Origin of the sequence: Thermotoga neapolitana DSM 4359, assembly GCF_000018945.1 — a bacterium.
GTDB lineage: Bacteria > Thermotogota > Thermotogae > Thermotogales > Thermotogaceae > Thermotoga > Thermotoga neapolitana.
This window is the reverse complement of the sequence record NC_011978.1, coordinates 240,208-258,897: the sequence shown is the minus strand read 5'-3', so window position 1 is coordinate 258,897 and position 18,690 is coordinate 240,208. Positions and strand designations below refer to the sequence as shown.

Here is an 18,690-nt window from a genome sequence, read left to right as displayed (position 1 = left end):
TCCCGTCCTCCTCGTATGATGTCCGGGACTGAAATTATACTACAGAGAGCGAGGGCATGTAAAGCCCTCGCTTTTGCTGTGATACAATCTCATAAGGGTGAGCGTGTGAAAGGCAGACTGGAAGAGTACCTGAACAACCTGAAAGTGGAGAAAAAGCCCGACGATAGAGAGTCCTGGGACTCTTACTTCATGAGAATCGCCAGGATGGTCAGCGAAAGATCCACATGCTTCCACAGAAAAGTGGGAGCTGTGATTGTGAAAGACCATCGAATCCTCGCCACAGGATACAACCAGCCTCCCTCAAAATTTCCTCACTGCAACGAAGTGGGATGTATTCGTGATGATCTTGGAATAAATTCCGGAGAGCACCAGGAGATATGCTACGCACTCCATGCAGAGCAAAACGCCCTCATGCAGGCTGCAAAGTTCGGAATTGCTGTGAACGGTGCCACCATCTACGTAACGCACAAGCCATGTTCCATCTGCGCAAGACTTCTAGTGAACGCTGGAATAAAGCGTGTAGTCTATGAGAAAGACTACCCGGACCCTTTGACGGATTTCTTCTTCAAATTCACGGGTGTGGAAAGTGTTCGCTTCGAAGGTGATCAGAGGTGAAAACCAATAGGCTCATTTCCTATTTGAGACCCGGCAGATGGCCCAGTGTCTGGTGCCCGGGTTGTGGAAACGGGATCGTTCTGAGAGCCTTCCTCGAAGCGGTTGACGCCCTTTCTCTTCCAAAAGAAAAAGTTGCCGTTGTCTCAGGGATCGGTTGTTCCTCCAGGGCAACAGGGTATCTTGATTTCAACACATTGCACACCCTCCACGGAAGGGCGATTGCATTCGCAACCGGTGTGAAACTGGCAAAACCGGATTTCGAAGTGGTGGTCATGGGGGGAGACGGAGACATCGTATCCATAGGAGGGAACCATTTCATACACGCCTGCAGAAGAAACATAGATATAACCGTCATCGTCTTCAACAATATGATCTACGGTATGACGGGAGGTCAGGTCTCCTCCACCACTCCCATCTATCACCAGACTTCCACCACACCAATGGGATCGTTTGTGGAACCACTCGATGTGGTTGAACTGGCCCTTTCAGCCGGAGCCACTTTCGTTGCAAGAAGCACCGTGTACCATTATGATCACCTCGTCGAGATCCTGAAAAGAGCCCTCAGGCACAGAGGAATATCCGTGGTCGATGTTCTGACGAACTGTCACACTTATTTTGGAAGGTACAACGGAATGCCAGAACCCTACCAGATGATGGAATACTTCAAGAACAACACCTGTTTCCTCGAGCGACCTCAGGAGGGTAAAATAAAGATAGGAGTCTTCCGGGACGAGGAAAAAGAGGATTTCCTGACGGTTTACAGGCGGTTGACAAGGCGAGAGGGTGCGATGGAATGACAGAGCCTGTTTCTATCAGAATAGCGGGAATCAGTGGGCAGGGAAACATCCTCGCTGGTTTGATTCTCTCAAAGGCCCTCGTTTATGAAGGAAAGTGGGTTGTTCAGACGCAGTCCTACACCGCCCAGGTGAGGGGCGATGTGAGTCATTGCGACGTCCTTTTCGACGACAATCCCATAGATTACCCGGAGGCCGAATACTTCGATGTTCTGTGTGTGATGCACCAGAAGGCGATGGACGAACTTCATCGCTCGCTCAAGGTGAACGGGGTACTGATTCTGGATCAAACACTGGTGAAGAACATCCCAGATTTTGTGAAACGAATCACCCGAAAGATACTGTTTGTTCCTGCAACAGAGAAATCCATATCGAATTTCAAAACCCCTCTGGTTTCCAACATGATAATGGTGGGAGTTCTTGCGAAGGTTTGCAACATAGTGAAATTGGAATCTCTGAAAAGATCGTTGAGAGACTATGTGAAAAGACCCCTTTGGGAGATGAATTTGAAAGCCTTGGAGATGGGTTACAGCATGTTTGACAAACAGTTCAAAGTAAAGACAGAGAGGGTGTGGAAAAGACTTGCGGCGGGATTCGAATAATATCCTGAAGTCCTTCAGAAATGCCTTCGAAGGTATAGAAAGTGCCTTAAGACTTGAGAGGAATCTCAAGATACATTTCTTCATAGGAATCGCTGTGGCCGTTTTTTCTCTTTTTTTGCCCTTGAGTGAGAAAGACCTGCTGTGGGTGTATTTTGCTATCTTTTCGGTCATAGGTGCAGAACTTCTGAACACGGTTATCGAGAAGTTTCTCGATCTGTTCTTCGAGGACTACAGTGAATCTGTGAAACTGGTGAAGGATATAGCGGCCGGATTCGTTCTCTGGTACTCTCTGTTTTCCGTGGTCGTGGGAATTTTGATACTGGGAAGGGCTCTTTTTTCGTGGTCTCCATCCTTTGCTAAGTTCTTTGTCTCTGGAGTTCTGATATTCTTCCCATTATTCTCCGTTTTTGTGAGGAGGTATAGGAATGTCGGAAAAAACGATAAGAGTTCTGGTGGTAGATGATTCCGCCTTCATGAGGATGGTTTTGAAGGATATCATAGATTCTCAGCCCGACATGAAGGTGGTGGGATTTGCCAAAGACGGGCTTGAAGCCGTCGAAAAAGCCATCGAGTTGAAACCAGATGTGATAACTATGGACGTTGAGATGCCAAACCTGAACGGTATAGAGGCCCTGAAACTCATAATGAGAAAGGCACCGACCCGTGTCATAATGGTGAGCAGTCTCACCGAAGAGGGTGCCGCTATCACAATCGAGGCCCTCAGAAACGGTGCAGTTGACTTCATCACCAAGCCTCATGGATCAGTTTCTATGACCTTCAGACAGGTTGCACCGGAACTTTTGGAGAAGATCAGACAGGCCATGAATGTGGATCCACGAACGCTTCTTTTCAGGCCGAAGGTTTCACGCCTCACCATAAACAAACCTACCGTGAGTGGAAAGATTGTTGTCATTGGCTCTTCAACGGGGGGACCCAGATCACTGGACATGATCATTCCTAACCTCCCAAAGAACTTTCCTGCTCCGATCGTTGTTGTACAGCACATGCCACCTGGTTTTACAAAATCGCTTGCAATGAGACTCGACAGTTCTTCAGAACTTTCTGTGAAGGAAGCAGAAGAGGGCGAAGAACCAAAGCCAGGCTACGTCTACATTGCTCCTGGAGATTACCATCTTGGATTGAAAGTTCAAAACGGCAGGGTTTCTTTTTACCTAGACAGGTCTGATAAAATAAACAACGTGAGACCGTCAGTGGACTTCACCCTCGACAAGGCAGCGGAGATCTACAAATCCAAAACAATAGCGGTCATTCTCACGGGGATGGGAAAAGATGGAACCAAGGGTGCCTTCAAAGTCAAATTCTACGGTGGAAAGGTGATAGCGGAAGATAAAGAAACGTGTGTTGTTTTTGGGATGCCAAAGTCGGTGATAGAGGAGGGATACGCAGATTACGTCCTTCCAGCGTACAAGATCCCGGAAAAATTGATAGAACTCGTGTGAAAGGATGGGGAGAATGAAAAGGAGAGTCATTCTTTTTCTTCTTGCTTTAACGCTTGCTGCCTGTGGGTTTTCGTCTTATTTTTTAGTGCACTATAGAGTTCAGAAAAACGATACACTGTACAGTATCTCTTTAAATTTCGGTGTTTCACCCTCTCTCATCCTTGATTGGAACCCTGGGGTCACTCCTGCAAGTCTCAGAGTGGGACAGGAGATCGTTATACCCCAGCCTCCCGGTTATCTGTATACAGTGAAGAAGGGAGACACTCTAGACTTGATTGCAAAGAGGTTTTTCACCGTGGCCTCTTTGATAAAAAAAGCAAATAATTTAGAATCAGACATCATCTACACAGGGCAGAAACTTTTCATACCCGAGAGTATCATAGGAACGGCATTCAACGATGAAAAGTTTTTCATATGGCCCGTCTACGGTACCATTTCCTCTGGATTTGGCTGGAGGATACATCCCATCACTGGAAAGTACTCATTTCACTCGGGAATTGACATAGCGGCACCGGAGGGAACACCCATCTTTGCTGCAGAGAGCGGAATAGTTGAATTTGCCGGAGAAAACAGTGGATACGGTCTCATGATAAAGATAAAGTCTTCCTCGTACGAGCACGTGTACGGACATCTTTCTCAGATAGATGTTTATGAAGGCCAGTTTGTGAAGAAGGGTCAGATCATAGGACGGGTTGGAAACACGGGTTTGAGTACTGGACCACATCTTCACTTTGAAGTCAGGGTGAATCAAAAAGCCACAAATCCCATGAACTATCTGCCAAGCAGGATCTGGGTGCTGAAGAAAGAACTCATAGGTGTAGGTGGAGAATGAAGATACTGGTCAGTGCATGTCTTCTCGGTCTTCCTACCCGATACGACGCCCGTTCTAAGGAAAACAAGAAAGTTCTGAAACTTCTGGAAAAACACATCATCATTCCCGTGTGCCCGGAGCAACTGGGTGGCCTTCCCACGCCACGTCCTCGATGTGAGATCCTCGGAGGACACGGCTGGACTGGAAATGAGCGTGTTGTTGACGAACTCGGAAACGACAGGACGGAAAATTTCCTCAGGGGAGCGGAGATCACCCTCCAGATCGCCCGCCTTTTAAACGTGGATCTTGCCATTTTGAAATCAAAGAGTCCCTCCTGCGGGAAAAACTTTGTCTACGATGGATCTTTTTCTGGAAGGCTTGTTCCAGGAAAAGGTGTCACAGCCTTTCTGCTGGAAAAAAACGGGTTGAAAGTCTTCGAGGAAAACGAAGTATTCGTGAATAACAATGATCTTCTTTGAAAATAGTCCCTTTCAGGCGATTGTTTTCTTTTGATGAAAGGAAACGTTTGTTTCTTACTCTTTTCTTATTTTTCTTTGTATTGACAAATTGATTATAATATGGTTGGTTAGTAAATGAAAACAAACCTACTGGGGGATTCCAATGCTGGGCGAGGTCGAAAGAAGGATTCTTCAGACGATCAAAGACAGAGGGCAAATATCGAGGGTGGAGATAAGCAAGATTCTGAACATCAGCAAACCCGTGGTATCTCAGGCTGTGAGCAGGTTGATCGAACTGGGATTTGTGAAAGAAACAGGTAAAAAAGAAAGCTCTTCAAGAGGTGGTAGAAGACCTGTTTTGCTTTCTTTTGTTCCTGAAAGCAGATACGTTGTGGGAGTGGACGTTGGAGGCACGAAGATCGATGCCGTTCTCACCGATCTGAATGGTAGCATCCTGAAGAAAGAACACGTCGTTCTTCCTTCTGACCTGGACAAGGAAAAGCTTTTTGAGGAGATAAAAAGGGTTATGAAACCACTTCTCAAATACGACAAAATTTTGGGAATCGGAATAGGAATCCCGGGAACGGTCGATGAAAGCCAGTTGATAAAGCGCATACCTGCATTCAACATCACAAACTGGAATCTGAAAAAGGAACTGGAAAGTTTTGCTGGATATCCTGTCTTCATCGAAAACAACGCAAATCTCGATGCCTTCGCAGAGACCAGAGTGGGTGCAGGGAAGGGTTACAGATGTGTGTTTCTCATATCCATAGGCTGGGGTATCGGCTCTGGGATCGTTTACGAGGGAAGGATCTTCAGGGGAGCGCGGGGAAAAGCAGGTGAGTTCGGCCACATGATAACAGACTGGACGGTGGACAAAACCGTAGTGCCAGAGAAAGGTTTTGGTCATCTCGAAGAGTGGTTCTCCGGTTACTCTCTGAAGAAGAAATTTAGAAAACCCATTGAGACGGTGTTTGAGCAGAATCCAGAGGAATTGAGAGAAAGTCTGGAACACCTTGGAGTTGCGATAGCAAATACCACTGTGATACTCGATCCGGACGTGGTGATCATAAAGGGAGGGATAGGGTTTCACCAGTTCGACAGGATAGCACCCATTGTGAAATCGATCGTAGAGCGAACAGTTCCAAAAGATATCCTGGAAGATATCGTCATTAAAAGAGGAGAAATAGAAGAGTATGGAGTTGCAATCGGTGGAGCCCTGTATGTGATCGAAAATGTTCTGGGATTGAAATGAAGGGGGTGATTCTATGAAGGCGGTGAGGCTTCATGCAAAGTGGGATCCAAGGCCTGATTTCAAACTGGGGCCCAAGGATGTTGAAGGAAAACTTACCTGGCTTGGAAGCAAGGTGTGGAGATATCCGGAGGTGCGAGTTGAAGAAGTCCCGGAGCCAAAGATCGAAAAGCCCACAGAGATCATCATCAAAGTGAAGGCCTGCGGGATCTGTGGCAGTGACGTTCATATGGCCCAGACCGATGATGAAGGCTACATTCTTTACCCTGGTCTTACTGGTTTTCCCGTCACTTTGGGCCACGAGTTTTCCGGAGTTGTGGTGGAGGCAGGACCGGAGGCCATCAACAGAAGAACAAACAGAAGATTCGAGATCGGAGAGCCCGTCTGTGTAGAGGAAATGCTCTGGTGTGGTCACTGCAGGCCCTGTGCTGAAGGCTTCCCAAACCACTGCGAAAACCTGAACGAACTGGGATTCAACGTCGATGGAGCTTTCGCAGAGTACGTGAAGGTCGATGCCAAATACGCCTGGAGCCTCAGAGAACTGGAGGACAGGTACGGTGACAGACTCTTTCTTGCAGGAAGTCTCGTGGAACCCACCTCCGTTGCTTACAACGCTGTAATTGTGAGAGGAGGTGGAATCAGGCCTGGAGACAACGTGGTGATACTCGGAGGAGGTCCTATAGGACTTGCAGCCGTTGCGATTTTGAAACACGCAGGAGCAGCGAAAGTGATCCTGTCAGAGCCTTCCGAAACTAGAAGAAACCTTGCCATAGAGCTGGGAGCAGATCACGTGATAGATCCCACAAAGGAGAACTTCGTGGAAGCGGTGCTTGATTACACGAACGGTCTTGGAGCAAAGCTTTTCCTCGAAGCGACAGGTGTTCCTCAGATCGTCTGGCCACAGATAGAAGAGGTAATCTGGAGAGCCCGCGGTATAAACGCCACCGTGGTGATCGTGGCAAGAGCCGACGCGAAGATACCTCTCACTGGGGAAGTGTTTCAGGTCAGAAGGGCACAGATCGTGGGATCTCAGGGACACTCTGGTCATGGTACCTTCCCGAGGGTGATCAGTCTCATGGCCTCCGGGATGGACATGACCAAAATCATCTCCAAGACCGTTACCATGGAGGAAATACCTGAGTACATAAAGAGGCTTCAAACCGACAAGTCCCTGGTGAAGGTTACCATGGTGAACGAGTGAGGTGAGAGTTATGGGTAAGTGGCAGATACCACCTGAGGGAGGTCACATGGAAAGACCAACGGGTGTCTATTATCAGACGATGACGATGAAACAGATAAGGGAAAGACTAAAGGAGTGTGACCTCATAATAATCCCTGTGGGAAGCACGGAAAACCACGGACCAAATGCACCAACAGGAGAAGATACCTTCCTCGTCACGAGGATGGCCGAGCAGGTCGCATTGAAAACAGGTTGTACAGTCGCAGAGCCCATCTGGTATGGATACCATCCGTACCACCACATAGGAATGCCAGGAACGGTTCCAGTAAAAGATGAGGCGTTCATAGACTATCTTGTGAGCGTCATAGCAGGATTCTGGAACACTGGTTTCAGAAAGCAGATCCTTCTGAACGGCCATGGCCAGGAGTTCGTGATTCCTGTAGCCATTCACAAGTTCGCAAAGATTTTCCAGGTTCCTGCCATCATCATCAATCTGAACTGGTATCACGCCATACAGGACAAGTTCAAGACGAAGGAAGAAGGCGGCCCCTACGAAACACCGTTCATTCACGCAGACGAAGTGGAGACGTCATGGAGCCTTGCGCTCTTTCCGGAACTCATGCACCAGGAATGGGCTGTCGACACAGAGCCGAAAGGGTTCCTACCGGAAGGACACATAGACAAGGCGGGAAATCTCCTTCACAGACCCATTGCATGGTACGGACACGTAGGGGGAGGTCCCATAGAGGTTGTGGCGTATCCTGAGGGAGTTGTGGGAAAGGCAACCCTTGCGTCTGCGGACAAGGCCAAGGAAGGAGTTGAAGCCCTTCTGGATTACCTGGAAAAACTCGTGAGGGACATCATGGAAAGGTTCCCGCCGGGGAAACTGCCACCTGCGGAGATGCTGTCTCAGAGGCCAAAGGAAGAACTCGATGCACTCACAAAAGAGCCACTTACGGAAGGCTGGAGGAACCTGTACACGGCTGGGAACCTGTGGGGATGAGACCGTGAAACTTGGAATAATCGGTCTGGGGCGCATAGGGACGATACACGCCGAAAACGCAAAACTCCTGGAAGACGTGGAACTGGTGGCGGTGTCCGATATAAGGATTGAAAGAGCAAAGGAAGTGGCCGAGAAGTTGAAGGTGAAAAAGGTCTTTGCCAGCCCGGAGGACCTCATACGTGATCCAGAAGTGGAAGCGGTGATGATCTGTTCCAGTACCAACACGCACGCACCACTTGTCCTTGAATGTGCCAGAGCAAGAAAACACGTGTTCTGCGAGAAACCCCTCTCCCTGGATCTGGTGGAAGTGGACAGGATGATAGAGGCAATGAAAGAGGCTGGAAGGATCCTCTTTGTTGGATTCAACAGAAGATTCGACAGGAATTTCAAAAAGGTAAAAGAAGCAGTAGAGGAAGGAAAGATAGGGACACCCCATGTTTTGAAGATAACGAGCCGGGATCCTGAGCCACCCCCGATAGAGTACGTGAAGGTCTCAGGAGGAATATTCCTCGACATGACCATACACGACTTCGATATGGCGCGCTACATAATGGGTGAGGAAGTGGAAGAGGTCTACGCCAGTGGATCTGTGCTTGTGGACGAGGAGATAGGAAAAGCAGGGGACGTGGACACAGCCGTGGTCGTTCTGCGTTTCAGAAGCGGGGCTCTCGGGGTGATAGACAACTCCAGAAAGGCTGTTTATGGTTACGATCAGAGACTGGAGGTCTTTGGAACAAAAGGGAAAATCACCGTCGACAACATCAGAGAAGACACCACCATGCTCACAGATGAACAGGGTGACCACGGTTCGAAGTATCTCTACTTCTTCCTGGAAAGGTACAGAGAGTCGTATCTGGAAGAGTTGAAAACGTTCGTTAAAAACGTAGCAGAGAACGAACCACCGGCCGTGAGTGGAGAGGACGGGAGAATGGCTCTTCTGCTGGGATACGCTGCAAAGAAATCTCTGGAAGAAAAAAGGGCCGTGAGATTGGAAGAGGTGATTCCATGATCACCTTCATTGGACACGTGTCGAAGGACATCAACGTGATACATGGAAAAGAGGAAACAGCGTACGGTGGAGGAGTGGTGGCTGGTTCTATCACCGCAGCTCTTCTTGGGGTGAAAGCGAAGGTGGTTACAAAGTGTGCAAGGGAAGATATCGTACACTTTGAGTTTTTACGTGAAAACGGAGTTGAAGTGGTCTTTCTGGAAAGTACCAGGACAACCAGCATAGAGAACAGGTATGGAACCAGTCCAGACGAAAGGGAAAGTTTTCTGATTTCGGCAGCTGATCCGTTCACAGAGGAGGATCTTCTGCACGTTGAAGGAAAGGTTTGCCACGTGAATCCCCTGTGGTACGGTGAGTTTCCAGAAGAGCTCATAACAAAATTGCGCGAAAAGGTGGATTTTCTATCTGGAGACGCACAGGGTTTTGTCAGAGCCCCAGAAAACGGAAAACTCGTCTACAGAGACTGGAGAAAAAAAGAACACCTGAGATTTTTTGATCTCTTCAAGGTCGATATCAAAGAAGCAGCGGTTCTGACAGGAACAAAGGATCTAAAAGATGCGTGTAGAATCATCGGCTCCTTCGGGACCAGGATTGTACTTGCAACTCACTCCGCCGGTGTTCTTGTGTTCGATGGAGAGTTTCATGAAGCACCCTTTGAAGGATGGACTCTGGAGGGGCGAACAGGAAGAGGCGACACGTGTACAGCCGCGTTTCTCGTTGCTTTTCTCTTCAAAGGAATGAGTGTGGATGAGGCCACACGGTTTGCAGCAAGGGTTACTTCTGTTAAGATGAGACATCCAGGACCTTTGAGGAGGGATGATGTTGAAACTCTCTCTGGTAATCAGCACCTCTGATGCTGCCTTTGACGCACTGGCTTTCAAAGGAGACCTGAAAAAAGGAATGGAACTTGCAAAAAGAATCGGCTATCAGGCGGTGGAGATCGCTGTCAGAGACCCATCCGTTGTGGACTGGGACGAGGCGGGCAGGCTTTCAAAAGATCTGGGACTTCCCATCTGTGCCATAGGAACCGGTCAGGCCTTCCTCGCTGATGGGCTTTCTCTAACACATCCGGATGAGAAGATCAGAAAAAAGTCGATCGAGAGGGTCAAGAAACATGCGGAAGTTGCAGAGTCATTCGGAGCATTTGTTATTATCGGCCTTGTTCGTGGAAAAAGGGAAGGAAGGCCATATCGAGAGGTAGAAAAACTCTTCCTTGAAAGTATGAACTCTTTACTGAGCGATACAAAAGAAGTGAGATTCGTCATAGAGCCTCTCAACAGGTACGAGTCAGATTTCATAAACACCGTTGAAGAGGCACTGAGGGTGATTGAAAAAATCAACTCTGACAGGGTGGGAATTCTCGCAGACACCTTCCACATGAACATAGAGGAGGTAAACATTTCAGAGAGTCTGAAAGTAGCGGGAAAGAAACTGTACCACTTCCATGTGGCAGACAGCAACCGATGGGCACCGGGATGCGGACACTTTGATTTTGAAAGCACTTTCAAAACCCTGAAAGAGATTGGCTACGATGGATACATCTCCGTTGAGTGTCTTCCTCTTCCGGGAGGGATGGAAAAGGCTGCGGAGGTTGCCTTCAGGACTCTAAAAGAACTAATTGTTAACTTGTAGTAACACAATGAGGGCAGTCTTGATTAATGATAAACAGGACGATTGCTCATACTCTTTAGTTGTGGGAGTAAAAATCAACCTGAGATGGCTTTTCTATTACAATGGGCAGCACTGCACCTGACCTTCCGAGCCTACAGGAAAGAAATTTGATGTTTTTTAACGGAAATTGAAAAAATAGTGATAAAATTAGTAAAACGGGGGGTGAAAGTATGAGAAAACTTTTACTTGTGATCATCTTGACCATAGGTCTTTTGATGTTCGCAGAAGAGATCACCATCACCGCGTGGACCGTGGGACCCGATAATCCATCTTACTACAGGTTTGACAATCTGAAAACAGCTGCAGAGAGGCTGAACAAGATTCTGAAGGACCTTGGAGTCGATCTCACCATTAAGGTCGATGGCTACTTTGACACTACAGATTGGAGTTCCTTCAAGCAGAAGGTTGTCTTTGGAATCAAGTCTGGTCAGACGGTGGATATCATCTGTTCGGGACACGACGACATAGGAGCCTGGGCGAAAGCGGGTTACATCATTCCTCTAGACGACTACGTGAAGAAGTACTGGGACGAGGAGTACTATGACTTCATTCCATCGCTCTGGGAGGCTACCAAGTACAAAGGAAAGATCTACGGAATCCCACAGGACACAGAAGCAAGACCTTTCTACATCAACAAGCAGGTCTTGAAAAAACTCGGCTGGTCGGATGAAGAAATCAACTCTCTGCCAGACAGGATCGCCAGGGGAGAGTTCACCTTTGAAGACTTCATTGAAGTGGCAAAAGAAGCCGTTGAAAAGGGTCTTGTGGAGTGGGGACTCTACCACAGACCGAAAGCAGGTATCGACTACTACCAGCTCATGATCAGCATGGGTATCGACTTCTACGATGAGGAAAAGGCTGTGTTCGTTTACAACGTAAAAGAGATGAAAGACTACTTCAAGCTCCTCTACGACCTTGCGAACACCTACAAGATTCTTCCAAAGAACATGATAGGAACACCGTGGACCTCTGTTCACAAGGATGTCACGAGCGGAAAGGTCCTGGCATGGATGGGTGGTACATGGAACTGGGCTGAATGGAAGAAAGATTACGGAAAGACAGAGGAAGAACTGCAGGACATGTTCATCCTCGCTCCTGTTCCGAAGTTCAAAGGCAGAGGAAGGCCGAACACCCTGTCCCATCCAATCGTTTACATGATCCCGAGCACGAGTAAATACCCAGACATTGCATTCTTGCTCATAACCTTGGCTTCTGCACCGGAACTCAACATGAGACACGCCATTGAGAGCGGGCACCTGCCGATCAGATGGCAGCAAACGGTGCTTCCTGAGTACACCAAGGAATTTATCATGGTGGAAGGAACGAAGCTTTTGCCGTACTCCGGTTTCATTCCAAACGATGACATGTTCAACCTCTACAACCAGATCATCTTCGAAGGAATGCAGATGGCCGAAAGCGGTATGGATCCAGAGAAGGTGGCAGAAGACGTTGCAAAAAGGCTGAAGTCCCAGCTGAAAGATAGGGTTGTGATCGTGGAGTGAGGGGGTTTCCCTCACTCCTTTTGTGGGGTGAACAGGGTGAAAAGACTGAAGCCGTTACTTTTGCTTTTTCCTCTTCTTGCCTTTGTGGTCATCTTCTTTGTGATCCCTGTTGTTCTCACCGTAGTGATCGCGTTCACAGACATGGACTATTCGTTCGTATGGAATTTCGTGGGGTTTCAGAATTTCAGGGATATTTCCACGGATTTCATTATTCCACGTGTGATAGCGAACACCTTCATATACACTTTCGGTACGTTGGGACTTTTCAACCTTGGAACTGCCCTTCTTATTTCACTTCTCACAACGTCGATCAGCGATAGATGGGGTAACTTCTTCAGGACTCTCTGGATGCTTCCAAGACTCACGCCGTCTGTTGTTTATGGACTCCTCTGGCTCTGGATGTTCGATCCCACAGAGTACGGACTTGTGAACTTCATACGGGGACTCTTCGGCCTTCCTCCACAGGACTGGCTTCACAGTGCTCCTATGTGGATGGTGATCTTCGCAAACGGTTTCATAGGTGCTTCGATGGGGATGCTTGTCTTCACAGCGGCGATAAAATCCATACCAGAAGATTACTACAGGGCAGCCCGTATCGATGGAGCGAGTTGGTTTATGGTGGTGAGGAGAATCACCCTTCCTCTGATAAAGTGGCATCTTCTCTTCGTGACTGCATACCAGACACTTTCCCTTCTTGCCTCTTTTGAATACATACTCATCATCACGGACGGTGGACCCGTTTACAGAACAGAGGTGTGGGCACTCTACACGTACCACAACGCCTTTTCACACTTCAGATTCGGCTACGGTGCAGCCCTTTCGATCATCCTCGTTATCATAGGTGTGGTTTCTGCTCTTGTCTACATGAAGTTCTTCGGTTTTGAATCTCTCATGGAAAAACCGAAGGTCGAGGTGGAATGATGAAACTCTCGTTCTGGCAAAAAAATTCGGAAAAAATCAGAAATTTTGTGATAATTCTTGTGCTTTTTCTCATAACCTCACCGATTCTGGTGGGGTACGTCTGGCTCATTCTGAGATCTTTCAGCGAGGATCTGGTGAACGGCTTTGTCCCCACGAAGCTCACCCTGAAAAACTGGAGATTCCTCTGGCAGGAGATCAAGGGATATCCGAACATCTGGCAAACCACGCTGAACACAGCTTTGCTGGCACTCGGTGTGATGGGAATTGAGGTGTTGATCACAAGCCTTGGTGGGTATGCACTCTCAAGGTACGATTTTCCTGGAAGGTCCTCTATGATGAAGTTCATTCTTGCACTTCATGCTTTTCCGGCAATATCTCTCATGACAGCTGTGTTTTACCTTCTCTGGACGCTTAGACTGCTGGATACCCTCTGGGGAGTGATACTCCTCAAAGCCTCTCTGGAAGTGCCGTGGGGCACCTGGATTATGAAGGGGTTTTACGATGGTATTCCCTGGGAACTCGAGTGGGCAGGCCTTGTTGATGGCTACAGCAGATTCGAGGTGTGGAGAAAGATTCTTCTTCCACTTGTAAAACCAGGGATCGCCGTTACGGCCATCTTTGCTTTCCTTTCCGGATGGTCTGAATTCGTTTTCGTGAACACGTTCATCTTCTCGCAGAACCTGTGGACACTCTCAAAGTACGTAAAAGGGTTCATCGGAGACTACAGATTCGCAGACTACGGGCTTGTGACTGCCGTGGGATTGTTCTACATGATACCAACGATCATCTTCTTTTTCTTCGTCAGCAAACACATGATAAAACTGACCATCGGGGGAGTGAAAGGATAATGCCCAGCATCAGGGTTGTGAATTTGAAGAAGTATTTTGGGAAAGTGAAAGCGGTTGACGGTGTGAGTTTTGAAGTGAAGGATGGAGAGTTCGTTGCGTTGCTTGGCCCGTCTGGCTGTGGCAAAACCACCACTCTTCTGACGCTTGCCGGTATATACAGACCCACGTCTGGTGAGATATATTTCGATGATGTTTTGGTCAACGACGTTCCACCGAAATACAGAGAAGTGGGAATGGTTTTCCAGAACTATGCGCTCTATCCTCACATGACCGTTTTTGAAAACATCGCCTTTCCCCTGAGAGCAAGAAAAATACCAAAAGAGGAGATAGAAAAGAGAGTCGTTGAAATCGCTCGAAAACTCCTCATAGACAACCTTCTCGAAAGAAAGCCTTCTCAACTCTCCGGTGGTCAACAGCAGAGGGTAGCACTTGCAAGGGCACTGGTGAAGCAACCGAAGGTACTCCTTTTCGATGAGCCTCTCTCGAATCTCGATGCGAATCTGAGGATGCTCATGAGGGCAGAGATCAAGCATCTTCAGCAGGAACTCGGTATCACTTCCGTCTATGTGACGCACGACCAGGCAGAGGCGATGACGATGGCGTCGAGAATAGCGGTCTTCAACCAGGGAAAGCTCGTTCAGTACGGAACACCAGATGAGATATACGAGAATCCGAGGAACATGTTCGTTGCCTCATTTATAGGTAATCCCCCGACGAATTTCCTGAAGGGTTTTTCTGTGGAGGTGGAAAAAGGACAGACCATCCTGAAAAGAGACGATGTGGTTTTGAAGATTCCAAAAGAGTTAGAAACGAACCTGAAAGAGGTGGTCGTTGGTATAAGACCGGAACACTGTGAAGTGGTTCATAACAAACAAGAGAACGCAATCCCTGGCACTGTTTATGTGGTCGAGCCCCTTGGGAGGGATATAATAGTGAACGTGCAAACTGACAGGGGAGAACTCGTGAAAGTGTTTGGAGACCCGGCGAAGATCCCCTCTGTTGGAGAAAAGGTGTTTCTTGTTCCGCACTTGGAGAAGATTCATCTTTTCAACCCGGAAACGGAGGAGACGATCTTATAAAAAAGAAGGTGCAGGGGATGGTAAAAGGTATAGGAACGAACGTCGATACAAGGAGAGTGAACGGATCGATAAAGAGACTGGTGAGTGAACTGGAGTTTTTCAAAAGTATTGGGTTTGACTACGTAGAAATTCCCGCTGCCGGGCTCGACGTGATAGCAAGAGGGCGCATCATAAAGAAAAGGCTTGAGAGGGTAAAAGAGATACTCTCCAATTACAACTTCAGGTATACGGTGCACGCACCGGACGTGATAAATCTCAAGAGAAAGACAAATCCCTGGCATTACAAAGTGATGGAAGCGGTTATAGAGTTTGCCGGAGAGATAAACGCTGAAGTCATCGTTTATCATTACAACGAAGTGGACCATTCCATCGACGTCCCAGAGAGAATACAGCGTCGAGCGGAGATCCTGGCCCTTCGAGATCTTGCAGATCTGGCGAAGGAAAAGGGCATTGTTATCGGTATAGAGAACGTCCAGCATCCTGTCTCTGAAGTTCTGGAACTGGTGAAGCAGGTGAATCATCCGAACGTGAAACTCACCATAGACATCGGACACCTGTTCATACTCACAAGCTATCGGGGCCTTAACTTCTATGAGGAGTTGAAAAAGGGTCTGCCTTACGCTGTGGAACTCCACGTCAGTGACAATTTCGGTGAGTCTCCCCAAACGTACCAGCAAATACCCGATGTTGAAGCCTTCAGGTTCGTGTACGGAATAGGGGATCTCCACCTTCCCATCGGGGAAGGAGATATCCCCTACAACAGAGTTCTTAAGATAATAAGAGAATCCGATTTTAGCGGGATCGTTATTCTGGAGATAAACTCCATGGACAGGTTCGCAGACGAGTACGCGGACTCTCTCAACCTTCTGAGAAGACGTCTCATCCTGGCAGCAAACAACAGCAAGACGAAAAAAAGAAGAAGGGTCAAGTGAGGTTTTTCCTCATTTTTCCGTATCTGTCCGCTGTTTTCAGAGCAAAGAACACGTCTTCTGGTGTTACAGGACGGGGTTCGTTGTGTATTGTTTCGTTCTTGTCGCAGGCCTTTTCTGCCACTTTCATCAGATCCTCGTCCGAAACATCATCGAGCCCTATATCTGCCAGGGTTGTGGGTAGTCCCACTTCCTCACAGAAGGAGTAGACCTCCTCGATAATCTCTCTAGGCTTGTCTGTCAAAAACAGCGACGCGAGAACTCCTATGGCGACCTTCTCTCCGTGTAGATACTTGTGGGTGTTTTCTAAGATGGTGAGACCGTTGTGTATGGCGTGGGCAGCTGCCAGTCCGCCACTTTCAAATCCCAGTCCGCTCAACAGTGTGTTTGCCTCGACGATTCTTTCAAGGGCCGGTGTGACTGCCTTTTCTTCCACCGATCTCTTTGCAAGAACACCGTACTCAAGGAGCGTTTCGTAGCAGAGCCTTGCCAATGTGTAAGCGGTCATCGAACCGATCCTTCCTGTCATGTTCGGTGCGTGCTTTTGCTTGCACGATTCTGCCTCAAACCATGTGGCAAGGGCATCTCCCATTCCGGCAACGAGAAATCTCGCGGGGGCTTTTGCTACGATCTTGGTGTCGACAAGAACGACATCTGGATTTTTTGGCAAGAACAGGTATCTTTTGAACTCTCCACTTGGCGTATAAATCACGGAAAGAGCGCTGCATGGAGCATCTGTAGAGGCAATGGTTGGAACTATCACAACGGGTCTTTTCAACTCATAGGCGACCGCTTTGGCAGTATCGAGAGTTTTTCCACCACCTATACCCACTACCACGTCTGTTTCCCCTTCTGCAAGACCTGAAAGTCTTTCTATCTCTTCGTCTGAACACTCTCCGCCGAAGATCTGTTTGTTCACCCTGACCTTTGTGAAAGTACCAAAAAAACCATCTCCCAGGACGTTTTTGTCCACAAAATCGTCGATCACCACGAACGCCCTTTCTCCAAAACGGGAAAGTTCTTCTTCCAGGATGTTGATCGCACCTGCTCCTTGAACGTATCTACCCGGGAATATGGTGGTTGTGATCATCACATCACCTCCCGGTTCCATTTTAAACCCTACATGTTACGTATTTCACAATGTGGGGAAAATTTTTCGGAAAGATCAACCGAAGATCTTTTCGAGCAAAACTGCCCAGATGGGAAGGGTGAATATGGCAAAGAAAGTGGTGAGGGTAACACCTAATCCTACTGTTTTGCTGTCACCGCCGAGTGCAGAAACAATTACCACGCTGTTGATCGCAGTGGGCATGGCAGTCTCCAAGATAAAAACTTTGCCGGACAGACCATCAAGTTTGTAAATCATGACGAAGAGAAGAGCAATAAGAGGAGAAAGAAAGAGTTTGTTAAAAATAATCAAACCTCCCAGCCCGGTCACGCGTTTATCCATCTTCACCCTAGAAACAGAAAGTCCAACGTACAGTAAAAGGTAAGGAATTGCAGCTTGCTTCAACATGTTTATAGCACTAAGAAGGTAAGAAGGCAGATCTTCATAGTGTAACCCCAGCTTTCCTGTTATAAAACCAGCAGGTAGGGCGTAGATGTACGGAAGCTTGAAAAGGTTCTTTAAGTTGAATCTCTCCCCAAGAAAGGCAGGAAGTATAGTGTACATGAGAACGATCAACAGGGCATAAACTACTCCCAGTGCAAGGGCCTGCTCTCCCCATAGAGACATAAGGATGGGATAACCTAAATATCCTGCGTTTGAGGTAACAGCGGTTACCAGTACAACACCCCTTCTGTGTTTGAAAAAACTAGAGTAAAGGTAAAAAAACAGGAATATAACAATTATTCCCAATCCGAAATCCCTCAGTTCAGAGAACCCTGGGGTGTATTTGTTTATGAAAGTGAACGTCACCGTTGGTACCATCACCCAGATTGCAACCTTTGAGGCAAGTCCCACGACTTCATCAGAAAAAACTTTCCCCACTGCATAGCCGATGAGGATGATGAGGAAGGAGGGAATAATAGAAGAGAACGATGTATAAGGCATTTTTTCTCCTCCTTTTTCCGCTTTTCTTTCCATTACCAGAGAGTATTATACGTTTATTACTCTCACTCTTTCTGTGAGTGGGTAACCATTTCAGACATGGTAATGGTTTATGTTCTGTATTCATAGAAAACTTTCAATACTGTCTATTTTATATAAGTAGGAATGGAATGCTTTTGTAATAAACGATTTTTGCAATTTTGCTTTTTGCTTAAAATATAGTAGAATTTTTTCAGAATGCCTCATGGAAAGCGCATTACAATGGTTTTCAACAATCACTTTTATAGTTCTTAACGAAAGTTACCAGTGGAGTAAAAAATTTTAAGCATCTTATATGAATGGTCTTCCTGATAAAAGCTGTTTGAAGAAACAGTGATCAGCGAAAAGAAACGTGAAAAGATTTCGCAAAGCTGTAAGTGTGTGAACCAGGATTTCCGAACACCATCCAGATACGCCCTACTTCTTCCTACACTACCAGATCAGAAACAGATAAAATCATCCGGGAA

20 protein-coding genes are annotated in these 18,690 nt (G+C 47.4%); 18 read left to right on the top strand and 2 right to left on the bottom strand.

Annotated elements, in window-relative coordinates; all coding sequences use genetic code 11:
- Window positions 1-105: 105 nt before the first annotated feature.
- The 18 genes from CTN_RS01305 to CTN_RS01220 all read left to right on the top strand — a co-directional run bounded on the left by CTN_RS01305 (window position 106) and on the right by CTN_RS01220 (window position 16,137).
- On the top strand, window positions 106-615 hold the full coding sequence (locus tag CTN_RS01305; protein WP_038066434.1) for a deoxycytidylate deaminase: 510 nt from the start codon (window positions 106-108) through the stop codon (window positions 613-615).
- Complete coding sequence (locus CTN_RS01300) at window positions 612-1,412, top strand: 2-oxoacid:ferredoxin oxidoreductase subunit beta (protein ID WP_015918769.1); 801 nt, start codon at window positions 612-614, stop codon at window positions 1,410-1,412. Before CTN_RS01305 ends, CTN_RS01300 begins: the two co-directional genes overlap by 4 nt.
- Window positions 1,409-2,011: a 2-oxoacid:acceptor oxidoreductase family protein gene (locus CTN_RS01295; RefSeq protein ID WP_015918768.1), complete on the top strand. Its 603-nt coding sequence runs from the start codon at window positions 1,409-1,411 to the stop codon at window positions 2,009-2,011. The genes CTN_RS01300 and CTN_RS01295 overlap by 4 nt, the downstream gene beginning before the upstream one ends.
- A complete protein-coding gene (locus tag CTN_RS01290) occupies window positions 1,992-2,474 on the top strand; it encodes a diacylglycerol kinase family protein (RefSeq protein WP_038066432.1) in 483 nt (160 codons plus the stop codon). The genes CTN_RS01295 and CTN_RS01290 overlap by 20 nt, the downstream gene beginning before the upstream one ends.
- A complete protein-coding gene (locus tag CTN_RS01285) occupies window positions 2,437-3,471 on the top strand; it encodes a protein-glutamate methylesterase/protein-glutamine glutaminase (RefSeq protein WP_038066431.1) in 1,035 nt (344 codons plus the stop codon). The genes CTN_RS01290 and CTN_RS01285 overlap by 38 nt, the downstream gene beginning before the upstream one ends.
- Window positions 3,472-3,475: 4 nt before the next feature.
- On the top strand, window positions 3,476-4,303 hold the full coding sequence (locus CTN_RS01280; RefSeq protein ID WP_015918765.1) for a peptidoglycan DD-metalloendopeptidase family protein: 828 nt from the start codon (window positions 3,476-3,478) through the stop codon (window positions 4,301-4,303).
- Window positions 4,300-4,761 carry a 2-thiouracil desulfurase family protein gene (locus CTN_RS01275; RefSeq protein WP_015918764.1) on the top strand — a complete coding sequence of 154 codons (462 nt, stop codon included), beginning with the start codon at window positions 4,300-4,302 and terminating at the stop codon, window positions 4,759-4,761. Before CTN_RS01280 ends, CTN_RS01275 begins: the two co-directional genes overlap by 4 nt.
- Before the next feature lie 142 nt (window positions 4,762-4,903).
- Window positions 4,904-5,995, top strand: a complete 1,092-nt coding sequence (locus tag CTN_RS01270; protein ID WP_015918763.1) for an ROK family transcriptional regulator — start codon at window positions 4,904-4,906, stop codon at window positions 5,993-5,995.
- A gap of 13 nt (window positions 5,996-6,008) precedes the next feature.
- Window positions 6,009-7,193 carry a scyllo-inosose 3-dehydrogenase gene (gene iolM, locus CTN_RS01265; RefSeq protein ID WP_011943142.1) on the top strand — a complete coding sequence of 395 codons (1,185 nt, stop codon included), beginning with the start codon at window positions 6,009-6,011 and terminating at the stop codon, window positions 7,191-7,193.
- 10 nt (window positions 7,194-7,203) lie between these two features.
- The gene (iolN, locus tag CTN_RS01260) at window positions 7,204-8,175 is read left to right on the top strand and encodes a 3-dehydro-scyllo-inosose hydrolase (RefSeq protein ID WP_015918762.1); all 972 of its coding nucleotides are present in this window, start codon (window positions 7,204-7,206) and stop codon (window positions 8,173-8,175) included.
- A 4-nt stretch (window positions 8,176-8,179) separates the two neighbouring features.
- Entirely contained in the window at window positions 8,180-9,184 is a 1,005-nt protein-coding gene (gene iolG, locus CTN_RS01255) for an inositol 2-dehydrogenase (RefSeq protein ID WP_008191990.1), read from the top strand.
- Window positions 9,181-10,038 (top strand): PfkB family carbohydrate kinase, encoded by an 858-nt coding sequence (locus tag CTN_RS01250; RefSeq protein WP_008191991.1) that lies wholly within the window; start codon window positions 9,181-9,183, stop codon window positions 10,036-10,038. The genes iolG and CTN_RS01250 overlap by 4 nt, the downstream gene beginning before the upstream one ends.
- Window positions 10,007-10,816: a 5-keto-L-gluconate epimerase gene (gene iolO, locus CTN_RS01245; RefSeq protein ID WP_038066429.1), complete on the top strand. Its 810-nt coding sequence runs from the start codon at window positions 10,007-10,009 to the stop codon at window positions 10,814-10,816. Before CTN_RS01250 ends, iolO begins: the two co-directional genes overlap by 32 nt.
- Before the next feature lie 209 nt (window positions 10,817-11,025).
- Window positions 11,026-12,357, top strand: a complete 1,332-nt coding sequence (locus CTN_RS01240; protein ID WP_015918760.1) for an ABC transporter substrate-binding protein — start codon at window positions 11,026-11,028, stop codon at window positions 12,355-12,357.
- Between the two features lie 36 nt (window positions 12,358-12,393).
- Window positions 12,394-13,278 (top strand): carbohydrate ABC transporter permease, encoded by an 885-nt coding sequence (locus CTN_RS01235; protein WP_144399070.1) that lies wholly within the window; start codon window positions 12,394-12,396, stop codon window positions 13,276-13,278.
- A complete protein-coding gene (locus CTN_RS01230; protein WP_011943137.1) occupies window positions 13,278-14,126 on the top strand; it encodes a carbohydrate ABC transporter permease in 849 nt (282 codons plus the stop codon). The genes CTN_RS01235 and CTN_RS01230 overlap by 1 nt, the downstream gene beginning before the upstream one ends.
- Complete coding sequence (locus CTN_RS01225; RefSeq protein WP_015918757.1) at window positions 14,126-15,205, top strand: ABC transporter ATP-binding protein; 1,080 nt, start codon at window positions 14,126-14,128, stop codon at window positions 15,203-15,205. The genes CTN_RS01230 and CTN_RS01225 overlap by 1 nt, the downstream gene beginning before the upstream one ends.
- Window positions 15,206-15,222: 17 nt before the next feature.
- A complete protein-coding gene (locus CTN_RS01220) occupies window positions 15,223-16,137 on the top strand; it encodes a TIM barrel protein (RefSeq protein WP_038066426.1) in 915 nt (304 codons plus the stop codon).
- Here CTN_RS01220 and CTN_RS01215 read toward each other — a convergent pair.
- Both CTN_RS01215 and CTN_RS01210 read right to left on the bottom strand, forming a co-directional pair.
- Window positions 16,130-17,224, bottom strand: coding sequence for a glycerol dehydrogenase (locus tag CTN_RS01215; protein WP_038066421.1), 1,095 nt, complete (start codon window positions 17,222-17,224; stop codon window positions 16,130-16,132). The genes CTN_RS01220 and CTN_RS01215 overlap by 8 nt on opposite strands.
- A 75-nt stretch (window positions 17,225-17,299) precedes the next feature.
- The gene (locus CTN_RS01210; RefSeq protein WP_038066465.1) at window positions 17,300-18,187 is read right to left on the bottom strand and encodes an AEC family transporter; all 888 of its coding nucleotides are present in this window, start codon (window positions 18,185-18,187) and stop codon (window positions 17,300-17,302) included.
- Window positions 18,188-18,690: the final 503 nt, after the last annotated feature.